Below are 18,054 nucleotides of genomic sequence, written 5' to 3' on the forward strand. Positions count from 1 at the left end.
GGAGTGGCGACGTCCTCCCCTGGACGCACAGCCGCCGGTCTACTGAGCGCTCTATAGTTATCAGGAGTCGTTCGTACGGCTCTTAGCGACGCTTTTGTGATCCTGCCCGAGAGAATCCGATGGCGTGCGAACGTGGCCGAGCAGCGCACGCCCCTGGTGCCCGACGCGCCGCGTCGGTCACGGCCCGGTGCGACACGTCGATCACGGGCCGTGACGGCGCGCCGCCGCGTCCGCCAGCATGGTCCACAGTTCCCGCCTGTCGCCGACAGAGGGCCCGCGGGTCGTCTGTCGAACCCACGCTCACCCCGACCGCGTGGACGCCGGCCCGCCCCGCCCTGATCCCCGGTGCGGCCATCCCTTTTCCGCGGTCTCTGTCCGGATCCGTCGCCCGCGTTCAGGGCCGCGGTGCGGCCTTCTGGAGGGCGCTCTCGGCGATGTTGCCGCCGTAGTCGGCGGTCCGGGACAGCGAGTCGGCCACCAGACCGAGGACCTGCGCGCTCTGGGGGTCAGTCTCGCGGACGTGGCGGTCGACCTGGCGGACCTTCTCGTCGACCGTGCGGATGTGGCCGCGAGCCTCGTTGGCCAGTTCGACGGCCTCGTCGGAGTCGTCGGTCAACAGCGCGTCCATTGCGGTCTCGGGGACGGTGATGGCCTCGTCCTGCAGCGAGCGTAGCAGTTCGGCGGTCTCGTCGCTGAGCCCCTCGACCTCGAGCGCGAGGTTGGCGACCTTCGCGGCGTGGTCGGCGATGCGCTCCAGTTGCCGGGCGCTGGACTGGTAATCGAAGACGGTCTCGCGGGGGAAACCGATCTCCGTCGCCGCGGTCGGGTTCCGGAGGACCGTCCGGAACACGCGCGAGACCATGTACCACAGGCGGTCGACGTCGTCGTCGCGCTGCATGACGTCGTTGGCGAGGTCGTCGTCGTCGGCGATCAGCGCCTCGACGGCGTCCTCCAGCATCGTGATCGACACCAGGCGCATGCGCGTGACGGCGTTGTGGATCGACAGCTCCGAGGAGTCGAGCAGGTCCTGGAGGACGACCCGGTCGGTGGTCTCCTCGATGACCTCCAGGCCGACGAGCCCCTGAGTCGCGTCGCGGACGATCCGGCGCTGCTCGGCGGAGATTCGCCCCGCTTCAAGTCGGATCACGTCGAAGCCGCTGACGTACATCGTCATCACGGCACGGGTGAGTTCGTGTTTCTCCTCGAGGCCGGAGATGTCCATCGTCCCCTCCACCCGGTCGTCCTCCCGCCGCGGCGAGAGCAGGAGGAAGTCCTCCTCGGCGTGGAACTCGACGACGCTGCCCGCGCCCACGTCGTTCGCCGTCGCCCACTCCTTGGGCAGGGAGACCGTGTACGTCGACCCGCCCGTCACCTGGACCTTTCGCGTCTCCATACTGGCGACTGATCGCCGAGCAATCATAAATCATGCCATGTCTATATATTCACTGGAACGATTCCTGACGTGGTCGAACCGAGACCGTTTCGATCGGAGTCTAGCGCGCTCGGCGGGCGACCGACGACTCGACCGCGAACGACTGTACGGCCCGGTCGGTTCACGGCTTTCTGCACACGCTATCGTCGAGTACGACTCCCCTCGGTTGATCCTCGGTCGATCTGGTTTCCACTGCTCGGCCCAGCGAACAGGTCGCGTTTCCGTCCGGCCGGGTATGTGAATATCTGACTATATAGATAACATAGTAGGGTATTTAGCTACTCTCGACCGATCCCCTCCTGATGCGGGAGAGAACAGTCGATCGGCGGACGGTGCTAGCCGGTATGGGTACCGCGATGACGTCGCTCGGGGGTTGTATCAGCACCAGTCCGACTCCGCCAGGGCAGTCCAACGCGGGTCAGGGCGGCGACGGATCCGGCGACGGATCGGACACAGACATACTCCGCGCCGGTGGCTCGTCGACGGTGTATCCGGTCGTCAACAAGGCAGCCTCGTACTGGACGTCCAACTACCCGACGTCGGACGAGGAGTACTGGGGTCCCGAGCAGTACGACATCTCGACGGACATGCGACTGGCCGACTACTGGGCCAGCCTGTACGGCTTCGAGACGGACGGGAACGCGACGCCGCCGTTCCGCGTCAACGTCGGTCTGAGCCACTCGGGGACCGGCCTCGAGAAGATCCAGAACGACCAGGTCGACATCGCCAACTCGAGCGCGCCGGTCAGCGCGGAGTTCCCGAACAAGAGCGAGGAGGAGCTCTCGAAGTTCACCGACCACGTCGTCGCCGTCGACGCGCAGCCGCTGGTCGTCAGCAAGCCGGTGTACGACGCCGGCGTCACGGAGCTGACGGCCGAGCAGGTCCAGGCGATCTACCGCGGCGAGGTGACGGACTGGACCGAGATCGACGCCTACGACGGACCCGAGCGGGAGATCCAGACCGTCGGCCGGTCTGAGGGGTCGGGGACGGACACCGCGTTCCGGACCAACATGCTCGGCGGCCCGAACGCCGCGATGGACGGCGTCGACGTCCGGAAGGGACAGAACCAGCAGGTCAAGAGCCTCGTCTCCCGGTCGAACAACGCCATCGCGTACATGGCGCTGGCGTTCGTCGACGACTCCGTGCCCGCCATCTCGCTCACCTTCGAGGGCACGACGTACACTCCCGGGGAGAACCTCTCCGATCCCGACTACCCGCTCTCGCGCGACCTGCACTGTTACACGTGGGACGGAACCTCGAAGATGGAGGCCGCGTTCCTCCGCATGGTCATAAGCGACTTCGGTCAGGAGAACTTCGCTAAACCTGCGGGCTACTCGGCGCTCACCGACGAGCGCCAGGAAGCACAGCTCTCGAAGCTCCCCGAACCAGAGCAATGACGACGACCGCCTCCATCGAGGAGATCGATCCGGAGGAACTCGCCGTCGGCGCCATCGGGACGATCCTCCTGGTGGCCGCCTTCGGCGCGTTCCTGACCGTCCCCTCGATGACGAAGTGGTTCCTCCTCGCGTTCGCAGTGGCGTCGCTGGTCGGGCTCTACGCACGACAGGCGACGACCGTGAAGTTCCTCATGCTCGTGGCCACCGTCTCGACGGTGGTCATACTGGGTCTCATCACCGTCTATCTCGTCTGGACGGCAATCCCCGTCGTCGTCCACATGGGCCCCGATATCTTCCTGCAGTGGAGCGAACCCTTCTGGGACACGGGCGCCGGCTACTACTCGCTGTTCCCCATGATGTGGGGGACGTTCGTGACGACGATCATCGCGACGCTCATCGCGGCGCCGCTGGGCGTCGCCGGCGCGGTCTTCATCAGCGAACTCGCGCCCGGCAGCGTCCGCGAGGTCGTGAAACCCGGCGTCGAGATGCTCGCCGGTATCCCGTCGATCGTCTACGGGTACATCGGCTACACCGTTCTCAACCCCTACATGATTAACGAGCTCAACGTGCCGAAGTTCGGGTCGCTGTTCATCACCGGTCTGGTCATCGGCATCATGGCGCTGCCGACCGTTGTCTCGGTGGCGGAGGACGCCATCGCGAGCGTCCCGTCACCGATGAAAGACGGCGCGCTCGCGCTGGGCGCCACGGACTGGCAGACGACGACCAGCGTGACGCTCCCGGCGGCGTTCTCGGGGATCTCGGCGGCCGTGCTGCTGGGGATCGGCCGCGCGGTCGGTGAGACCATGGCCGCGACCGTCATCCTGGGTAACGTGGTTCAACTCCCGCAACCGCTGATCGACGTGTTCGGCAACACCATCACGCTGACGAGCCTGATCGCGAGCCAGTACGGTCCCGCGACGGGCGACGAGTACCACATGTCGGCGCTGTTCGCGGCCGGCGTCGTCCTGTTCGTCACCGTGATGGCGATGTCGCTCACGTCGCAGTACATCGAACGGCGGATGCGCCAGCGCCTAGGTGGTGCGACATGAGCACCGACGACGCCGCGCAGACGCCCGAGTTCGTCACCCACAGGACGGCGGCCTCCGAACGCGTCGCGGCGGGACTCGTCGGCCTGGCGGTGCTGACCGCGGTCGCCGGCCTGCTCTCGCTGTTCACGGTGCTCCCCGTCACGGCGACCGCCGGCGGCGTCACGGTCGCGACGCTGTTCGGCCTCTCGCTGCTCGTCCTCGGCGTCGGGATCCTCGGGTTCGGCGCCGCCTCGGCGACCGGCGCCGTCGCGACGGACCCCGACCACACGGGCGGACTCCTCGCGGCAGTGCTCTACGGACTCGTCTGGCTCGTCACCGGCGGTCTCGTCGCCGCTCAGGGGCTCGGGCTCTCGACGCTGTGGCCGGTCGTCGCGCTGATCTTCGGCGCGGGCGCGGGCGCGCTGGCGCTGCTCGTCCGCGAGGACGTCGGCACCACCGTCCCCGCGGGCGCCTTCCTGCTGCTCGGCGGTCTGGTCGTCTCCGGCCTCGTCGGTCCGGGGTGGGAGTGGTCGCCCGAGGCCTTCTCGGTCACGCTGACGCCCGCCGTCGCCGTTCCGGCGCTGACCATCGTCGGCGGCGTCCTCGGTGGCTGGACGGCCGCACGCGCCTACGCCGGGTTCGGCGCCAACGGCCGTCAGAAGGGCGCGTACGCGCTGGTCGGCGCAAACGCCGTGGGCATGCTCCTGCTCCCCGGTGCCATCGTCGCGCTCATCGTGGCGAAGGGTGCGGCGCGCCTGTTCCAGGGACTCGAGATCGGCCTGTTCTGGGGGAACTGGACGTGGTTCTACGTCCCCGGCCTCGAGGAGTACGTCATCTTCGAGGGGCCGATCCTCTGGTTCTACTGGCCGTTCGTCATGGAGGGCGCGTCGCTCGGACCGACGGCCAACGGCGTCCTGCCGGCGATCCTCGGGACGGTGTGGGTCGTGGCCGGCGCGATCATCTTCGCCGTCCCGCTGGGCGTCGGCGCTGCCGTCTTCCTCACGGAGTACGCCGAACAGGGCCGGTTCACCGGGCTGGTCGAGGTGTCGACGAACGGCCTCTGGAGCACCCCGAGCATCGTGTACGGTCTGTTCGGACTGGCCTTCCTCGTGCCGCGGATCGGGAACCAGAGCACCCTCATCACCGGCCAGCTCGTGCTCGGGTTCATGCTGCTGCCGCTGGTCATCATCACGAGCCGGGAGTCGCTCAAGTCGGTCCCCGACGAGTACCGGGACGCGAGCGCGGCCCTCGGCGTGAGCAAGTGGCAGACGATCCGGAGCGTCGTCCTGCCGGCGGCCATCCCCGGCGTCATCACGGGGATCATCCTCGGCGTCGGCCGGATCGCGGGCGAGACGGCGCCCATCCTGCTGGTGATGGTCTCCAACCCGTTCCCCCAGCGGGCGGTCGGCGTCGTCCAGGGCGGGTTCTCGTTCACCGGTCAGTTCCCGTTCGTGTCCCTCCCGGCGATCGATCTGGTGCAGTCGAGCACCGCCCTGCCCTACCAGCTGTTCGCCATCATCACGGCCGGCGTCGGCGAGACGCAGGCGTTCGGCTGGGCGACGGCACTGGTCCTGTTGCTCGTCGTGATGGGCTTCTACGCCGTCGGCGTCGGATCGCGGATCTACTTCAGGAGGAAACTCAACCAATGAGCGACAATCAGTTCACAGCCGAGCCGCAGAGCGAACCGACCGCAGACGGTGTCGAGACGACCACCGAGCCCGGGCCCGGGACCGACGAGGTCGGCGACGTCGAGGACGCCTGGACGGAGTACTCGTTCCAGGGAGATCCGAAGCTCTCCGTCGAGAACCTCGACGTCTACTACGGCGACGAGCACGCGCTGCACGACGTCTCCATCGACATTCCCGAGGAGAGCGTGACGGCGCTGATCGGCCCATCGGGCTGCGGGAAGTCGACGTTCCTGCGGTGTCTCAACCGGATGAACGACCGGATCAACGCGGCCCGCGTCGACGGCTCCGTCGAGCTCGACGGGGCCGAGATCTACCAGGACGGCGTCGACCTGGTCGAACTCCGCAAGCGCGTGGGGATGGTGTTCCAGGCACCCAACCCCTTCCCGAAGTCGATCCGGGACAACATCGCCTACGGCCCGCGCAAGCACGGCGAGCTCAAGACGGGCCTGCTCGCCCGGCTGCTCGGCCGCGATGACCAGGAAGAGGAAGACGAACTCGTCGAGCGGACGCTCAGGCAGGCCGCGCTGTGGGACGAGGTGAAGGACCGGCTGGACGACAACGCGCTGGGTCTGTCGGGCGGTCAGCAACAGCGGCTCTGCATCGCCCGAGCGCTGGCGACGGATCCGGACGTCCTCCTGATGGACGAGCCGGCCTCGGCGCTAGACCCCATCGCCACCTCGAAGATCGAGGATCTCATCGAGGAGCTGGCAGAGGACTACACCGTCGTCGTCGTCACCCACAACATGCAACAGGCCGCGCGCATCTCCGACCAGACCGCCGTATTCCTCACCGGCGGCCACCTCGTTGAGTACGGCGACACGGACAAGATCTTCGAGAACCCCGAGAGCGATCGCGTCGAGGACTACATCACCGGCAAGTTCGGATAGACCGGATGAGGACCGACTACGAGGCGGTCGTCTTCGACAACGACGGCGTCCTGATCGAGCCGACCGAGCAGGAACTGCTGGTCGACGCCGTCTGCGACACGTTCCGGGAGTTCCGGGTCGAGCCCGACCGCGAGTTCGCCCGCCGGACCGTCGAGGAGAGCCTCGTCCCCGAGGAGGACGTCCGCGAGCGCTACGGAATCGACCCGGAGGCGTTCTGGCGGCGCCGCGAGGCCAACGCCGCGACCGTCCAGCGCGGGGCGATCCGCACGGGCGAGAAGGGCCTCTACGACGACGTCGACGCCATCGCCGACCTGGAGGGGCCGCTCGGGCTGGTCAGCAACAACCAGCACGCTACGATCGAGTTCATCCTCGACCACCACGACCTCGCCGAGCACTTCGACGTGCTCTACGGCCGGGAGTGCTCGATCGCGGGCGCCCGCAAGAAGAAGCCCGAGTGCCACTACATCGAGCGCGCGCTGGCCGACCTGGGCGTCTCCGACGCCCTCTACGTCGGCGACAGCCCGAAGGACGTCGTGGCCGCCCACCGCGCGGGGATCGACGCGGCCTTCCTCCGGCGCGAGCACCGCACCGGCGTCGACCTGCCGGAGGAGCCCGACCACGAGTACGAGGGACTGCGGGAGCTCGTCGACGACCTGATCGACGCACTCGCCTGACGCACCGACGTGACCGCCCGACGAATCGACGGGATCACAGATGATCACCGCAGCACAGCCCACGAAACCGCCTGCGGGCGATTCCTGCCAGCAGGGAAAGCCTATTACGACAGACACACGCAGCCACGACTATGCCACGAGAATCGTACCAGGAAGGCCTGGACCAGCTCCGGGAAGACGTCCTCTACATGTCGGAGGTCGTTCTGGAGCGGCTCCGGCTGGGACTCGACGCGCTCGAACAGAAAGATCCCGAGACCGCCCAGGAGGTCATCGAGGGCGACCACGAGATCAACCAGCTGTACCTCGACCTGGAGCAGGACTGCATCGACCTGCTGGCGCTCCAGCAGCCCGTCGCCTCGGACCTGCGGTTCATCGCCGCCTCGTTCAAGATCATCACGGACCTCGAGCGGATCGCGGACCTGGCGACGAACCTCGCGGAGTACTCGGAGGGCGCCGAGCGCGACGTGTTCCCCGAGGTCGACATCCAGGGCGTCGCGGACGTCGTCACGGAGATGATCGAGACGGCGATGGACGCCTACGCCGACGAGGACGCCGACCTCTGTTACGCCATCGCCCAGCGCGACGACGAGGTCGACGTCCTCTGCGAGGAGGCCAGCGAGGCCGTCGTCCGCGAACTGATCGAGCACGAGGTCGAGGACGAGGCCAGCGAGTCGGAAGTCGAGCAGTTGATGAACGACGTCTCCCGGCTCCTGCTGACGATCCGGGACCTCGAGCGGGTCGGCGACCACGCCGTCAACATCGCGGCCCGGACGCTGTACATGGTCGAGAACGACGACGACCTGATCTACTGAGCGTTCTGAACGCGCGTCTCGCTCTCTCCCCCGCCCGCGTTCACGGCTCCTCGCCGCCCTCGAGTCCGCTCTCGGTGATCCGTAGCTGGACCGTCTCGCCGGCGGCCTTCGACCGGTGCTTCTCCAGCGTCGCCCGGCGGTTGCCGCCGCGGAACCGATCGATGCGGACGACGGCGCCCGACCAGTGGTTCAGCGTGTGTCCGCCCAGCGCACGCGTGCCGTCGCTCTCGGGGTCGCTGTACACCTGGTTGGTGAAGCAGACGGCGAGGTCGTGCTTGCGCGCCAGCGACAGCAGGTGCGTGATCTGCCGGGCGACGGCCCGCAGCGCCTCGCCCTCGTCGCCGCCGTCCCGCTCCAGCCGGTAGAAGCCGGTCGCGCTGTCGAGGACGATCAGGTCCACCTGCGAGGCCAGGTCGGCCGCGTCCTGGACGGCCTCGCGCTGCTGCTCGAAGTCCAGCGCCTCGGAGACGATAATCCGGCCGGCGACGTCCTCGACCGTCTCGTCGGTCCCGGCGACGCGGGCCTCGGCGATCTGTTCCATCCGGTCCGCCGACAGGCCCTCGGTGTCGACGTACAGCGCGGACTCGCCGCGCGCGGCGGTCTCGACGGCGGCGCTCAGCGCGACCGTGGTCTTGCCCGCGGCCGGCGGGCCGTACACCTGGGTGGCCGCGCCGCGTTCGAGTCCCCCGCCCAGCAGGTCATCGAGGGGGTCACAGCCGGTCGAGACGAAGTCGCTCACGACCGACTGTTGTGGGAGGTCGGATTAAACGGTGGTGGGTTTCGATCGAACGCGCCGCTCCAGCGCGTCGAGGACGACGCCGGGGTCCACGTCGTCGTCCGTCAGGTCGTCGACGGCGAACCGGAGATCCGGTCGCCGCCGCCGGTGACAGACGACGGCGTCGTCCGTCTGGGACACGCCGCTGATCGACGCCCACGGGATCAGCCGGCAGTACAGGGGTGACGCGACAACCAGGCCCGCGTCGGCCGCGCGGTAGGTCCGTTCCTGCCCGATGTGGACGCCGATTACGCCCGCGTAGAAGACCAGGAGGCCGCCGAACTCGACCGCAGTGACGCCGACGACAGCGCCGCCAAACCACCCCGTTCCGCCAAGGACCGTCGCGGTCCCTGCGGCGGCGAGGACGCGACTGCGGGCGGCGGTCGGCCAGCCGGCCGTCCACTCCGCGGTTACGGTCCCGTCCCCTACAATCGCCTCCACGTACCGCGACCTGGCGAGCGCCGCGACCGCGAGGCCGGCGAGGCAGCTGAACAGACCGAAGAACAACCCCAGTATCACGAACAGGTCGGGTGCGGCGACGAGTAGTGCGCCCGCGAGGCCGACGGCGGTCAGAGCGGGCAACCAGCGGAGGCGGCTCCCGCCGAACCGCGCGATCAGGCTCGGCCGGCGGCCGACCGTCCACCAGGCCCCCGCGACGGCGAGGACGACGATCCCGAGGAAAGCGACGTACCCGACGCCGCCGTCCAGTCGGGCGACCGCGTCCAGAGCGAGCAGCGCGGGGACCGTCAGCACCAGGCCCAGGTACAGCCCCGCGGCGACGCCGAAGACGGGGTCGGCACCGGCGTTCGCGCCGGTTCCAGTCCGGGCGGCCGTGGTGCTCATGGCCGAATCGTCTCATCGGGGAAACAAGTGTCTGTCCGTCACCGGGACGCCCGAGCGACCACACGCGTAAGTGCCGCCCGGCCCAAGACCACGCCAGTGATCGTCGTCGCGACGGAGGACTTCGAGGTGTACCACGGCGTGGTCCAGGAGTTGCGCGAGCGGGGGGTGACGTTCACGACCGTCGAGCCCGACGAGGACCTGCCGGACGAGGCCACTGTGGTCGTGACGGCCAGCGACGAGGAGTGGTCGCCGACGGGCGTCGAGGTGGTGCGCGCGGACCCGGGCGAGCCCCGCCCCGCCGTCGACGAGGTAGTCGCCGTCCTCCGCGGAGGCGGCGGCCGCACCGTCGTCGGCATCGACCCGGGCGAGCGGCCGGGCATCGCCGTGCTCTCCGGCGACGCCGTCGTCGCCGCGTTTCAGGTGCCCGAGGAGGAGGCCGCCGTCACGGTCCGTCGGGAGGTCGAGGACGCCGTCGACCCGCTGGTCCGGATCGGCGACGGCGCCCGCCTCGTCGGCGCCCGCATCGTCGACGAGATCGACGTTCCCGTGGAACTGGTCGACGAGACCGGGACGACGCCGTACCTGGGCTCGGGTGCCCGCGGCATGGGCGACGTGCTCGCCGCGGTCAACATCGCACGCATCGAGGGCGAGGAGATCGAGTCACGAGACGTCGAACCCACCCCCGGAGAGCTCACCCGGATCAAGGACCGCTCCCGGGAGGCGAGCGAGGGTAACCGCGCCATCGACGAGGAACTGGCCCGCCGTGTCGCGCTGGGCGAGCTGACGCTGGAGGAGGCGCTGGAGCGCCATCGCGGCGGCGACGACGACTGACCGTCAGATCGCCCGGCGAAGGAGGTCCAGAGCCGCCACGACGACGGCGGCAACTTACAGCATGATCAGTGGCCAACCGAGCGCGGCGGCCGCCTGCGACTCGGCGTAGACGGCGAACAGCAGGTCCATGCAGAGCGCGGCCACGACGGCGAGGGCGACGGCGACGGTCGGCGGGAGGGACCGGAGGGAGGCGGGAACGGTCATATCGGCGGCTACTCGCGGTCCCGATAAATCGTCACGGATACGCTCACCGTTCGACTGCCGCGTAGGGCTTCACTCCCGGTCGCGGGCGGTCGCCTCCGCGCGGCGCATCACCTCGCGGACGGGGAGGTCGGTCGCCGCTGCAACTGCCGCCGCGTCGTCGTACTCGGCGCTGACGTCGTAGACGTCGCCGTCCGCGTCGCTGGCCACCTTCACGGCCACGTCGTGGGGCTCGCCGTCGGCGGCGACGGTCACGGTCACGAGTTCTCGCTGCGCGATCCAGCGGTGACCGGCGCCGTGCTCGCGGACGCCGAGCGTCCCCGTCTCCTCGGCCAGCCGGCGGGCGACTCGCTCGACGTCGGCGGGCTTGCAGATGACCTTCACGAGGTGGCCGGGCCGGGACTTCTTCATCGTCGCCGGCAGGATCGAGACGTCCCGTGCGCCCGCGTCCGCCAGCGAGCGCTGGAGGTCGCCCAGCAGCTCCGGCGACGCGTCGTCGAGGTTCGTCTCCAGCACGGTGATCTCGTCGCGGACGAGCCCACCGCTGCCGTCCCCGACCATCGCTCGCAGTACGTTCGGACGCTCGGGGAAGTCGTAGCCGCCGGCACCGTAGCCCGAGGCCGCGACGTCCAGTTCGGGCAGCGCGTCGACGCCGTCGGCGACGTGGGCGAGGATGGCCGCGCCGGTCGGCGTCAGCAGCTCCGACTCGACGGGGCCACCCCGGAGCGACCAGTCGGCGCGCTCCGCGATCTCGACGACCGCCGGCGCCGGCACGGGGTAGGTCCCGTGGCTCATTTCGGCGGCGCCCTCGCCAGCGGCCAGCGGCGTGGTCACGACGCGTTCGACGTCGAGGTCGTCCAGCAGGAGGCAGGCCCCGACAACGTCGGCGATGGCGTCGTCGGCCCCCACCTCGTGGAAGTGCGTCTCCGCGAGGTCGGTGCCGTGGACCGCGGCCTCGGCCTCGCCGAGGATCTCGAAGACCGCCAGCGCGTCCGACTCGACGCCGTCCGAGAGGTCCATCCCGGCCACGATCTCTCTGACCTCCTCGTAGCTCCTGTGCGGGCCGTGGCCCTCCGCGTGCACGTGGCCGGAGTCGTCGTCAGCGTGGTCGTGGTCAGAGTGGTCGTGACCGTGGCCACTGTCCTCGTGATCATGGTCGTTGCCGTCGCCCTCGTGGTGATGGCCGTCGTGATCGTGACCGTGGCCGTCGCCCTCGTGATCGTGGTCGTGATCGTGACCGTCCGACTCGTCTCCGTCGCCCGGTTCTGACCCCTCGTCTGCCAGCAGCACGTCCACCGTCGTCGCGGCGATCCCGTTCTTCGTCGTCTCGCCGACCTCGTAGCGGACGGGCAGAGCCGCTTCGACGGGGGCCAGCGCGTTCCGGTCGGCGCCGACGGCGAGCAGGGCGGCCAGTAGCATGTCACCGCTGGCGCCCATACTGCCGTCGAGAGCGAGCGTTCGCATACTTCAACTGAGGCCGGCCGCCGACAAAAGCCCCACTCATGCGCGACGAGAGAGGATTGGCATCGACGAGTACGGGAGCCAGAAAGCCCCCGAGCGCTCGGCCCCTTTCATACTGCCGGCTGTAACATTTCGAAAGTACTCGCCACCACGGGGGTGGCGAGTATCTTTACGAACTTACAGCCGGCAGTATCAGTCCCACCCGATGCCGGCTGGTCAATCCAGGCTGGGTGGGACTTTCTGGCTGGTCTCTCCCACAGTCGCGTGAGTAAACATGATGACCCGAGAGCCCTCCTTGACGGCTCTCCGGGCTCGCACAGGAACTAGCGCCCGCGGACGACGTGGACGTCGAAGTCAGCGCCCTCGCCGTCGACGGGGACGACCACGCGGCCGTCGCCGGCGCCGCCGAGGAACACCACGTCGGCGTCGACCTCGCGGGCGACGCGGCGGACCGCCTCCGAGAGACCGCCGTCCGGCGCGTGGGCGCCGGAGTCCTCGAACCGGAGCTCGGCGTCGGCGGTGGCCTCCTCGATCTTCCGCTGAAGGTCGTCGGCGGCCGTCTCGACCGCGAAGTCCTCCGACGGATCGATCCACTGGCGGCGCTCGGCGTAGCTCTCGCCAGTCGGTACCAGCGTCGTCGCCACGACGTCGTGGTCCAGCGCCGCACCGTACGACACGGCGCGTTCCAGAGCGGCGGTCGTCTGCGGCGTTCCGTCGTACGGGACGAGGAATACCATACGAGTGGCTAACGAGTGGCGAGGATAAGAAACCTCCTCACGGCGGCGCGGGTCTTTCCCCGCCGAGGCGGCCGCCGACCTGTCACACGAATCGGTCAGTGTGGGTTGGTAGCTAGTCACATAAGTAACTGCCGGCCAGCGGTCCGACCGCCGGTAGCATAAAACATATCTCCGGCCATCACGGAACTGATTGTATCCCCGTACTATGAACGAGGTTCAACTCGAGGTGGCGAAGGCCTACCCCAACGACTCGGGGCGCGGCATCGCCCGTCTCGACCCGGACACGCTGTTGCATCTCAAGCTCTCGCCCGGCGACATCATCGAGATCGAGGGGAGCGACACGACCGCGGCCAAGGTGTGGCGCGCCGACCGCCAGGACTGGAACACCGACACCGTCCGCATCGACGGGTTCACCCGGCAGAACGCCGACGTGGGCATCGGCGAGCGCGTCGAGATCCGCAAGGCCGAGGCCGAGAAGGCCGACAAGCTCGTGCTGGCCCCGCCCGAGGAGGCGTCGGTCCAGTTCGGCTCCGACGCGGCCGGCATGGTCAAGCGCCAGATCCTCAAGCGCCCGGTCGTCGAGCGCGACATCGTGCCCGTGATGTCGAGCACCAACCACCCCTTCATGCGCTCGCCCGGCCAGGCGATCCCGCTGATCGCCGTCGAGACCGAGCCCGACGGGGTCTGCCTGATCACCGAAGACACCGAGGTGGAGCTCCGCGAGGAGCCGATCTCCGGCTTCGAGAAGACCGGCGGCGGCATCACCTACGAGGACATCGGCGGCCTCCAGAACGAGATCCAGCGGGTGCGCGAGATGGTCGAGCTGCCGATGAAGCACCCCCAGATCTTCAAGAAGCTCGGCATCGAGCCGCCCCAGGGGGTGCTCCTGCACGGGCCGCCCGGCACCGGCAAGACCCTGCTCGCGAAGGCCGTCGCCAACGAGACCTCTGCTAGCTTCTTCTCGATCGCGGGCCCGGAGATCATCTCGAAGTACTACGGTGAGTCCGAACAGCAGCTCCGGGAGATCTTCGAGGACGCCAGCGAGGAGGCGCCCTCGATCATCTTCATCGACGAACTCGACTCCATCGCACCGAAGCGGGAGGACGTCACGGGCGAGGTCGAGCGCCGCGTCGTCGCGCAGTTGCTGACGATGATGGACGGCCTCGAATCGCGGGGCCAGGTCATCGTCATCGCCGCGACCAACCGCGTCGACTCCGTCGACCCCGCGCTGCGCCGCCCCGGCCGCTTCGACCGCGAGATCGAGATCGGCGTCCCGGACGAGACCGGCCGCGAGGAAATCCTGCAGATCCACACCCGCGGCATGCCCCTCTCGGACGACGTCGCGCTCCCCGACCTCGCCGAGGACACCCACGGCTTCGTCGGCGCCGACATCGAGAGCCTCACCAAGGAGGCCGCGATGAAGGCCCTGCGGCGCTACCTCCCGGAGATCGACCTCGACGAGGAGGACATCCCGCCGAGCCTCATCGACCGGATGATCATCAAGCGCGAGGACTTCCGCGGCGCCCTCAACGAGGTGAGTCCGAGCGCCATGCGGGAGGTGCTGGTCGAGCTCCCGAAGATATCGTGGGACGACGTCGGCGGCCTCCAGGACGCCCAGAGCCAGATTCAGGAGTCCATCGAGTGGCCGATGAACCAGCCCGAGAAGTTCGAGCGCATGGGCATCAAACCTCCGTCGGGCGTCCTCCTGTACGGCCCGCCGGGCACGGGCAAGACGCTGATGGCCAAGGCCGTCGCCAACGAGACCGACGCCAACTTCATCTCGGTGCGCGGGCCCCAGCTCCTCTCGAAGTGGGTCGGCGAGTCCGAGAAAGCCATCCGCCAGACGTTCCGCAAGGCGAAGCAGGTCGCCCCCACGGTGATCTTCTTCGACGAGCTGGACTCGCTGGCGCCCGGCCGCGGCGGCGACGTCGGTAGCAACGTCTCCGAGCGCGTGGTCAACCAGCTGCTGACCGAACTCGACGGCCTCGAATCGATGGAGGACGTCATGGTCATCGGTGCGACCAACCGCCCGGACATCATCGACCCCGCGCTGATCCGTTCGGGCCGGTTCGACCGGATGGTCATGGTCGGCGAGCCCGACGTCGAGGGCCGCGAGCAGATCCTCAAGATCCACACCGGCGACACGCCGCTGTCGCCCGACGTCAGCCTCCGGGAACTCGCGGAGATGACCGGCGGCTACGTCGGCTCCGACCTCGAATCGATCGCCCGCGAGGCCGCCATCGAGGCGCTCCGCGAGGACGACGACGCCGAGGAAGTCGGCATGAAGCACTTCCGGCAGGCGCTGGACAGCGTCCGCCCGACCATCGACGAGGACATCCGCGACTACTACGAGCAGATGGCAGAGGAGTTCAAGGGCGGCGGCCCCGAACCCTCCAAGCAGGCCGGCGGCGGCCGCATCGGTTTCCAATAGGCTACCACCTTTTTGCTGTCGTTCGAGAGAGCGAAGCTCTCTCGTGATGACGAAAGACGCCTGCGGCGTCTTTCGAACCACGTCGGGTGTCCTCGCTCGCTTCGCTCGCTGCGGGCACCACGCCTTGGAAAAACGTGGGCGAAAAACATCTCGCGAGTTCCGGAGGCGCTCGCGAGTGAACCGCGCCTCGCTTCGCTCGGCGCGGATGCTTGACTTACTGAAATCGCTCGTCTAGCCGCGACAACACTTCCCACCACGGTCGGGAATCAGTGGTTGGGATGCCACGTCGTCACCGACACAGCAGATCCTAAACATTTAGCCACCACTTCCATCCGGTGTCGTGCCGAAGAAAAGCTCGCCGGGACGCGAGGCCCGGTATGACACCTGCACCCATCGACGTCCGCGACACTGTGAGGGGGTTTTTAACGAACCCCGAATTCGGGATGGCAGTCAGGCTAGAGCTCGCCGAGCTTCCGGAGGAGCTGTCCCCTGTACTCCTCGTCGGCCTGGACGCCCTTGATCTCGAGGACGTTGCGCTGGAGCTTGTCGAGCGCGACGCCGAAGGCGGACTCGGCGCCGTAGCCCTCGCCGGTGCCAGCGGCCTGACCCTTGGTCGTTCGCATCCGGATCTGGCACTGGATCAGCGGGGTGCCGCGGAGCTTCTCCCGGTGCTCGTGGAAGCGGACGTGGGCGTGCCGGACCTGCATGTCCTGGTACTTCTCGGCGACGCCGGCGATGCGCTCGCGGATGTCCTGGCGGGAGATGGTGTCCAGCAGGCTGATGTTGGTGATTTGAACGTCCATGGCCTCCTCCTGCGTAAAGGTGAGCGCGCGGAGGACGTCCGTCTTGGTCACGATGCCGGCCACTCGCGTGTCGTCGCTCTCGGGGGTCACCACCAGCCCGGCGAAGTCGTTCTCGAACATGCGCTCGACGGCGTTGCGCACCGACTCGTCGAGGGACGTGGTCTGGACGGGGCTGTTCATCACGTCGTAGATGGGGAGGTCCAGAATCCGGTCCTGCTCGCCGGCGCGGTCGCCGGTCGTGTTGCGCTGCATGTCCCTGACGGCCACGTCGACGATGTCGTGGGTGGTGACCATGCCGCTCAGGTCGCCCTCGTCGTCGAGGACGGGCAGTCGGGAGATGCCGTGCTCGCGCAGCAGGTTGATCGCCTGTCCCAGATCGGTGTCCTCGGTGATCGTGACGACGTCTTCGGTGTAGATGTCGGCGATCGTGATGGCGTCGAGGTTCTCGAGGACGGCGCGGAGGATGGCGTCGCCGCTGACGATCCCCCACAGGGAGTCGCCCTCGAAGACGGGGGCGACCTTCACGCCGCCCTCGACGAGGACGCGGGCGACCTCGCGGACGTCGTCGTGGCGCTCGACCTGCGGCGCCGACCGCATCATCGCCCCCGCCTTCGCGTCGTCAGCGACGTGTGACTGGACCAGCTGCTTCTCCGTGACGACGCCCGCGTACTCGCCGTCTTCGGTGATGACGATCCCCTTCGGGTTCTCGCGCTCGAAGACGGATCGGACCTTTCCCAGGCGGACGTCGGCATCGAGTTCGACGAAATCGGTGGTGGCGATGTCGGCTATATCCATCGTAATCCTCTATCGAGGAGTTCGACGCCTGTGATAATCAATGTTGGTTCCAGTTTTCACACGGCTGGAACGGAAACCGCGGCCGTCGTCAGCGACCGAGGAAGGCCTTTCATCGTCGGCGCCGAACGATCGGGCGTGGTCCCCGACATCACCGTCCTCGGCCCGTACACGTACCTCGCCACGGAGGTCGTCTGGGGCGCGGTGGCGCTGGCCCTGCTGGTCCGGGCCGACGCCCTCCGGAACGCCGCCCGGACGATCGTCGCTCTCTATCCGGTCGCGTACGTCTGGGACTGGTACACCCTCGAGGTCGGCGTGTTCGCCATCCCGATGCGGACCGGCGTCGAGTTTCTCGGCATCCCGATCGAGGAGCACATCTTCATGGTCGTGGTCCCGGCGCTCGTGATCGGGTTCCACGAGATGCTTCGGGCGGACGACGGGGTCGAGGGCGACGGCGACGTGGCGTGACTGTCCGGCGCAGCGCCCGGAGTGCGGCTGCATCGCGCGCAGTCGTCCCGTTGACATCTTCCTCCGGCTAAAGCCGGAGGAATACCAGGCATTGGGATAATAATAGATTGGTTTGATAACACTTACCGCTATCACCGACGAGAACGAACACGCAGTGATCCCGTGTGCCGAATCCGCGTTCGAGAGGGACCCACTTGCCTTCTGGCGGTTAATAGGAATATATATCTCTACTTCGAATGGGTACTCCCTCCGCCGGAAGCTATTAGTGGACCGACTGATTTGTGACAATTGAGTGAATAAAACCATGTCCGAAACCCCCACCCCTCACATCGAGCTCTACGTTCGATCTCTGCTCCCCGACGGCGCCCACGAGCGCCAGGAGGCCGTCGTCGAACGCCTGGAGCGCCTCGAGCGCGAGGACGCCGTCGCCGACTTCTCGGTGATCGTCTGGGGCAAGCAGATCGCCCGTGACTCCGCGGCCGCCCACACCGAGGAAGGCAGGTACATCCTCAACCGCGTCGCGGAGTTCAAGCAGTGGGCGCTTTCGAACAACGTCTCGCTGAAGTCGTTCTACCAGACCAAGGACGTCGAGTCCGAGGTGACGGGCGAGAGCTACACGACGATGGTCCTGCCGGTCATGGGCCTGGCCGAGTATCAGGACGGTGAACTCCAGCACGTCGCGCCCTGCTCGGACGGCGACGTCGTCCACACGATCATGGACCGCCTGGAGCGACTCGAAGCCGGCGAGCCCTCCGCCATCGAGGAGGAGTCCCGGGGCGCCACGGTCGTCTAGT

17 protein-coding genes are annotated in these 18,054 nt (G+C 68.0%); 10 read left to right on the forward strand and 7 right to left on the reverse strand.

All coding sequences use genetic code 11. The features are described from left to right. Positions 1-394 precede the first annotated feature (394 nt). On the reverse strand, positions 395-1,393 hold the full coding sequence (locus tag LCY71_RS02710) for a phosphate signaling complex PhoU family protein (RefSeq protein ID WP_225334828.1): 999 nt from the start codon (positions 1,391-1,393) through the stop codon (positions 395-397). 341 nt (positions 1,394-1,734) lie between these two features. Here LCY71_RS02710 and LCY71_RS02715 point away from each other — a divergent pair, with 341 nt between their 5' ends. The 6 genes from LCY71_RS02715 to phoU all read left to right on the forward strand — a co-directional run bounded on the left by LCY71_RS02715 (position 1,735) and on the right by phoU (position 7,918). Next, entirely contained in the window at positions 1,735-2,829 is a 1,095-nt protein-coding gene (locus LCY71_RS02715; RefSeq protein ID WP_225334829.1) for a PstS family phosphate ABC transporter substrate-binding protein, read from the forward strand. Beyond that, on the forward strand, positions 2,826-3,878 hold the full coding sequence (pstC, locus tag LCY71_RS02720) for a phosphate ABC transporter permease subunit PstC (protein ID WP_225334830.1): 1,053 nt from the start codon (positions 2,826-2,828) through the stop codon (positions 3,876-3,878). The genes LCY71_RS02715 and pstC overlap by 4 nt, the downstream gene beginning before the upstream one ends. Beyond that, positions 3,875-5,506, forward strand: coding sequence for a phosphate ABC transporter permease PstA (pstA, locus tag LCY71_RS02725; protein WP_225334831.1), 1,632 nt, complete (start codon positions 3,875-3,877; stop codon positions 5,504-5,506). The genes pstC and pstA overlap by 4 nt, the downstream gene beginning before the upstream one ends. Beyond that, positions 5,503-6,432 carry a phosphate ABC transporter ATP-binding protein PstB gene (pstB, locus tag LCY71_RS02730; protein WP_373325142.1) on the forward strand — a complete coding sequence of 310 codons (930 nt, stop codon included), beginning with the start codon at positions 5,503-5,505 and terminating at the stop codon, positions 6,430-6,432. The genes pstA and pstB overlap by 4 nt, the downstream gene beginning before the upstream one ends. 5 nt (positions 6,433-6,437) lie before the next feature. Further along, positions 6,438-7,106, forward strand: a complete 669-nt coding sequence (locus tag LCY71_RS02735; RefSeq protein ID WP_225334832.1) for an HAD family hydrolase — start codon at positions 6,438-6,440, stop codon at positions 7,104-7,106. Between the two features lie 131 nt (positions 7,107-7,237). Then, positions 7,238-7,918, forward strand: a complete 681-nt coding sequence (phoU, locus tag LCY71_RS02740) for a phosphate signaling complex protein PhoU (RefSeq protein WP_225334833.1) — start codon at positions 7,238-7,240, stop codon at positions 7,916-7,918. Between the two features lie 40 nt (positions 7,919-7,958). Here phoU and radB read toward each other — a convergent pair whose 3' ends face one another. Next, entirely contained in the window at positions 7,959-8,657 is a 699-nt protein-coding gene (radB, locus tag LCY71_RS02745) for a DNA repair and recombination protein RadB (protein ID WP_225334834.1), read from the reverse strand. 24 nt (positions 8,658-8,681) lie between these two features. Next, positions 8,682-9,536, reverse strand: coding sequence for a hypothetical protein (locus LCY71_RS02750; RefSeq protein ID WP_225334835.1), 855 nt, complete (start codon positions 9,534-9,536; stop codon positions 8,682-8,684). Positions 9,537-9,632: 96 nt separating this feature from the next. On the opposite strand from LCY71_RS02750, the gene LCY71_RS02755 reads away from it, so the two are divergent. Then, a complete protein-coding gene (locus LCY71_RS02755; RefSeq protein WP_225334836.1) occupies positions 9,633-10,367 on the forward strand; it encodes a hypothetical protein in 735 nt (244 codons plus the stop codon). Between the two features lie 54 nt (positions 10,368-10,421). Here LCY71_RS02755 and LCY71_RS02760 read toward each other — a convergent pair whose 3' ends face one another. The 3 genes from LCY71_RS02760 to LCY71_RS02770 form a co-directional block, all read right to left on the reverse strand. Next, positions 10,422-10,571, reverse strand: a complete 150-nt coding sequence (locus tag LCY71_RS02760) for a hypothetical protein (protein WP_225334837.1) — start codon at positions 10,569-10,571, stop codon at positions 10,422-10,424. Between the two features lie 69 nt (positions 10,572-10,640). Next, entirely contained in the window at positions 10,641-12,032 is a 1,392-nt protein-coding gene (larC, locus tag LCY71_RS02765; protein WP_225334838.1) for a nickel pincer cofactor biosynthesis protein LarC, read from the reverse strand. Between the two features lie 320 nt (positions 12,033-12,352). Then, positions 12,353-12,766: a universal stress protein gene (locus LCY71_RS02770; RefSeq protein ID WP_225334839.1), complete on the reverse strand. Its 414-nt coding sequence runs from the start codon at positions 12,764-12,766 to the stop codon at positions 12,353-12,355. Positions 12,767-12,971: 205 nt separating this feature from the next. Here LCY71_RS02770 and LCY71_RS02775 point away from each other — a divergent pair, with 205 nt between their 5' ends. Further along, positions 12,972-15,197: a CDC48 family AAA ATPase gene (locus tag LCY71_RS02775; protein WP_225334840.1), complete on the forward strand. Its 2,226-nt coding sequence runs from the start codon at positions 12,972-12,974 to the stop codon at positions 15,195-15,197. A 455-nt stretch (positions 15,198-15,652) separates the two neighbouring features. Here LCY71_RS02775 and LCY71_RS02780 read toward each other — a convergent pair whose 3' ends face one another. Then, the gene (locus LCY71_RS02780; RefSeq protein ID WP_225334841.1) at positions 15,653-16,795 is read right to left on the reverse strand and encodes a CBS domain-containing protein; all 1,143 of its coding nucleotides are present in this window, start codon (positions 16,793-16,795) and stop codon (positions 15,653-15,655) included. A 135-nt stretch (positions 16,796-16,930) separates the two neighbouring features. On the opposite strand from LCY71_RS02780, the gene LCY71_RS02785 reads away from it, so the two are divergent. Further along, entirely contained in the window at positions 16,931-17,260 is a 330-nt protein-coding gene (locus LCY71_RS02785; protein WP_225334842.1) for a lycopene cyclase domain-containing protein, read from the forward strand. Positions 17,261-17,564: 304 nt separating this feature from the next. Continuing rightward, positions 17,565-18,053 (forward strand): HTH domain-containing protein, encoded by a 489-nt coding sequence (locus tag LCY71_RS02790; protein ID WP_225334843.1) that lies wholly within the window; start codon positions 17,565-17,567, stop codon positions 18,051-18,053. The last annotated feature ends 1 nt before the right edge of the window (position 18,054 follow it).

It is taken from the genome of Halomicrobium urmianum (assembly GCF_020217425.1).
GTDB classification, from domain to species: domain Archaea; phylum Halobacteriota; class Halobacteria; order Halobacteriales; family Haloarculaceae; genus Halomicrobium; species Halomicrobium urmianum.

Excerpts from the sequence above, each read along its gene's own strand:
- LCY71_RS02710 (WP_225334828.1), bottom strand. The coding sequence starts at position 1,393 with ATGGAGACGCGAAAGGTCCAGGTGACGGGCGGGTCGACGTACACGGTC.
- LCY71_RS02715 (WP_225334829.1), top strand. The coding sequence starts at position 1,735 with ATGCGGGAGAGAACAGTCGATCGGCGGACGGTGCTAGCCGGTATGGGT.
- pstC (WP_225334830.1), top strand. The coding sequence starts at position 2,826 with ATGACGACGACCGCCTCCATCGAGGAGATCGATCCGGAGGAACTCGCC.
- pstA (WP_225334831.1), top strand. The coding sequence starts at position 3,875 with ATGAGCACCGACGACGCCGCGCAGACGCCCGAGTTCGTCACCCACAGG.
- pstB (WP_373325142.1), top strand. The coding sequence starts at position 5,503 with ATGAGCGACAATCAGTTCACAGCCGAGCCGCAGAGCGAACCGACCGCA.
- LCY71_RS02735 (WP_225334832.1), top strand. The coding sequence starts at position 6,438 with ATGAGGACCGACTACGAGGCGGTCGTCTTCGACAACGACGGCGTCCTG.
- phoU (WP_225334833.1), top strand. The coding sequence starts at position 7,238 with ATGCCACGAGAATCGTACCAGGAAGGCCTGGACCAGCTCCGGGAAGAC.
- LCY71_RS02750 (WP_225334835.1), bottom strand. The coding sequence starts at position 9,536 with ATGAGCACCACGGCCGCCCGGACTGGAACCGGCGCGAACGCCGGTGCC.
- LCY71_RS02760 (WP_225334837.1), bottom strand. The coding sequence starts at position 10,571 with ATGACCGTTCCCGCCTCCCTCCGGTCCCTCCCGCCGACCGTCGCCGTC.
- larC (WP_225334838.1), bottom strand. The coding sequence starts at position 12,032 with ATGCGAACGCTCGCTCTCGACGGCAGTATGGGCGCCAGCGGTGACATG.
- LCY71_RS02770 (WP_225334839.1), bottom strand. The coding sequence starts at position 12,766 with ATGGTATTCCTCGTCCCGTACGACGGAACGCCGCAGACGACCGCCGCT.
- LCY71_RS02775 (WP_225334840.1), top strand. The coding sequence starts at position 12,972 with ATGAACGAGGTTCAACTCGAGGTGGCGAAGGCCTACCCCAACGACTCG.
- LCY71_RS02780 (WP_225334841.1), bottom strand. The coding sequence starts at position 16,795 with ATGGATATAGCCGACATCGCCACCACCGATTTCGTCGAACTCGATGCC.
- LCY71_RS02790 (WP_225334843.1), top strand. The coding sequence starts at position 17,565 with ATGTCCGAAACCCCCACCCCTCACATCGAGCTCTACGTTCGATCTCTG.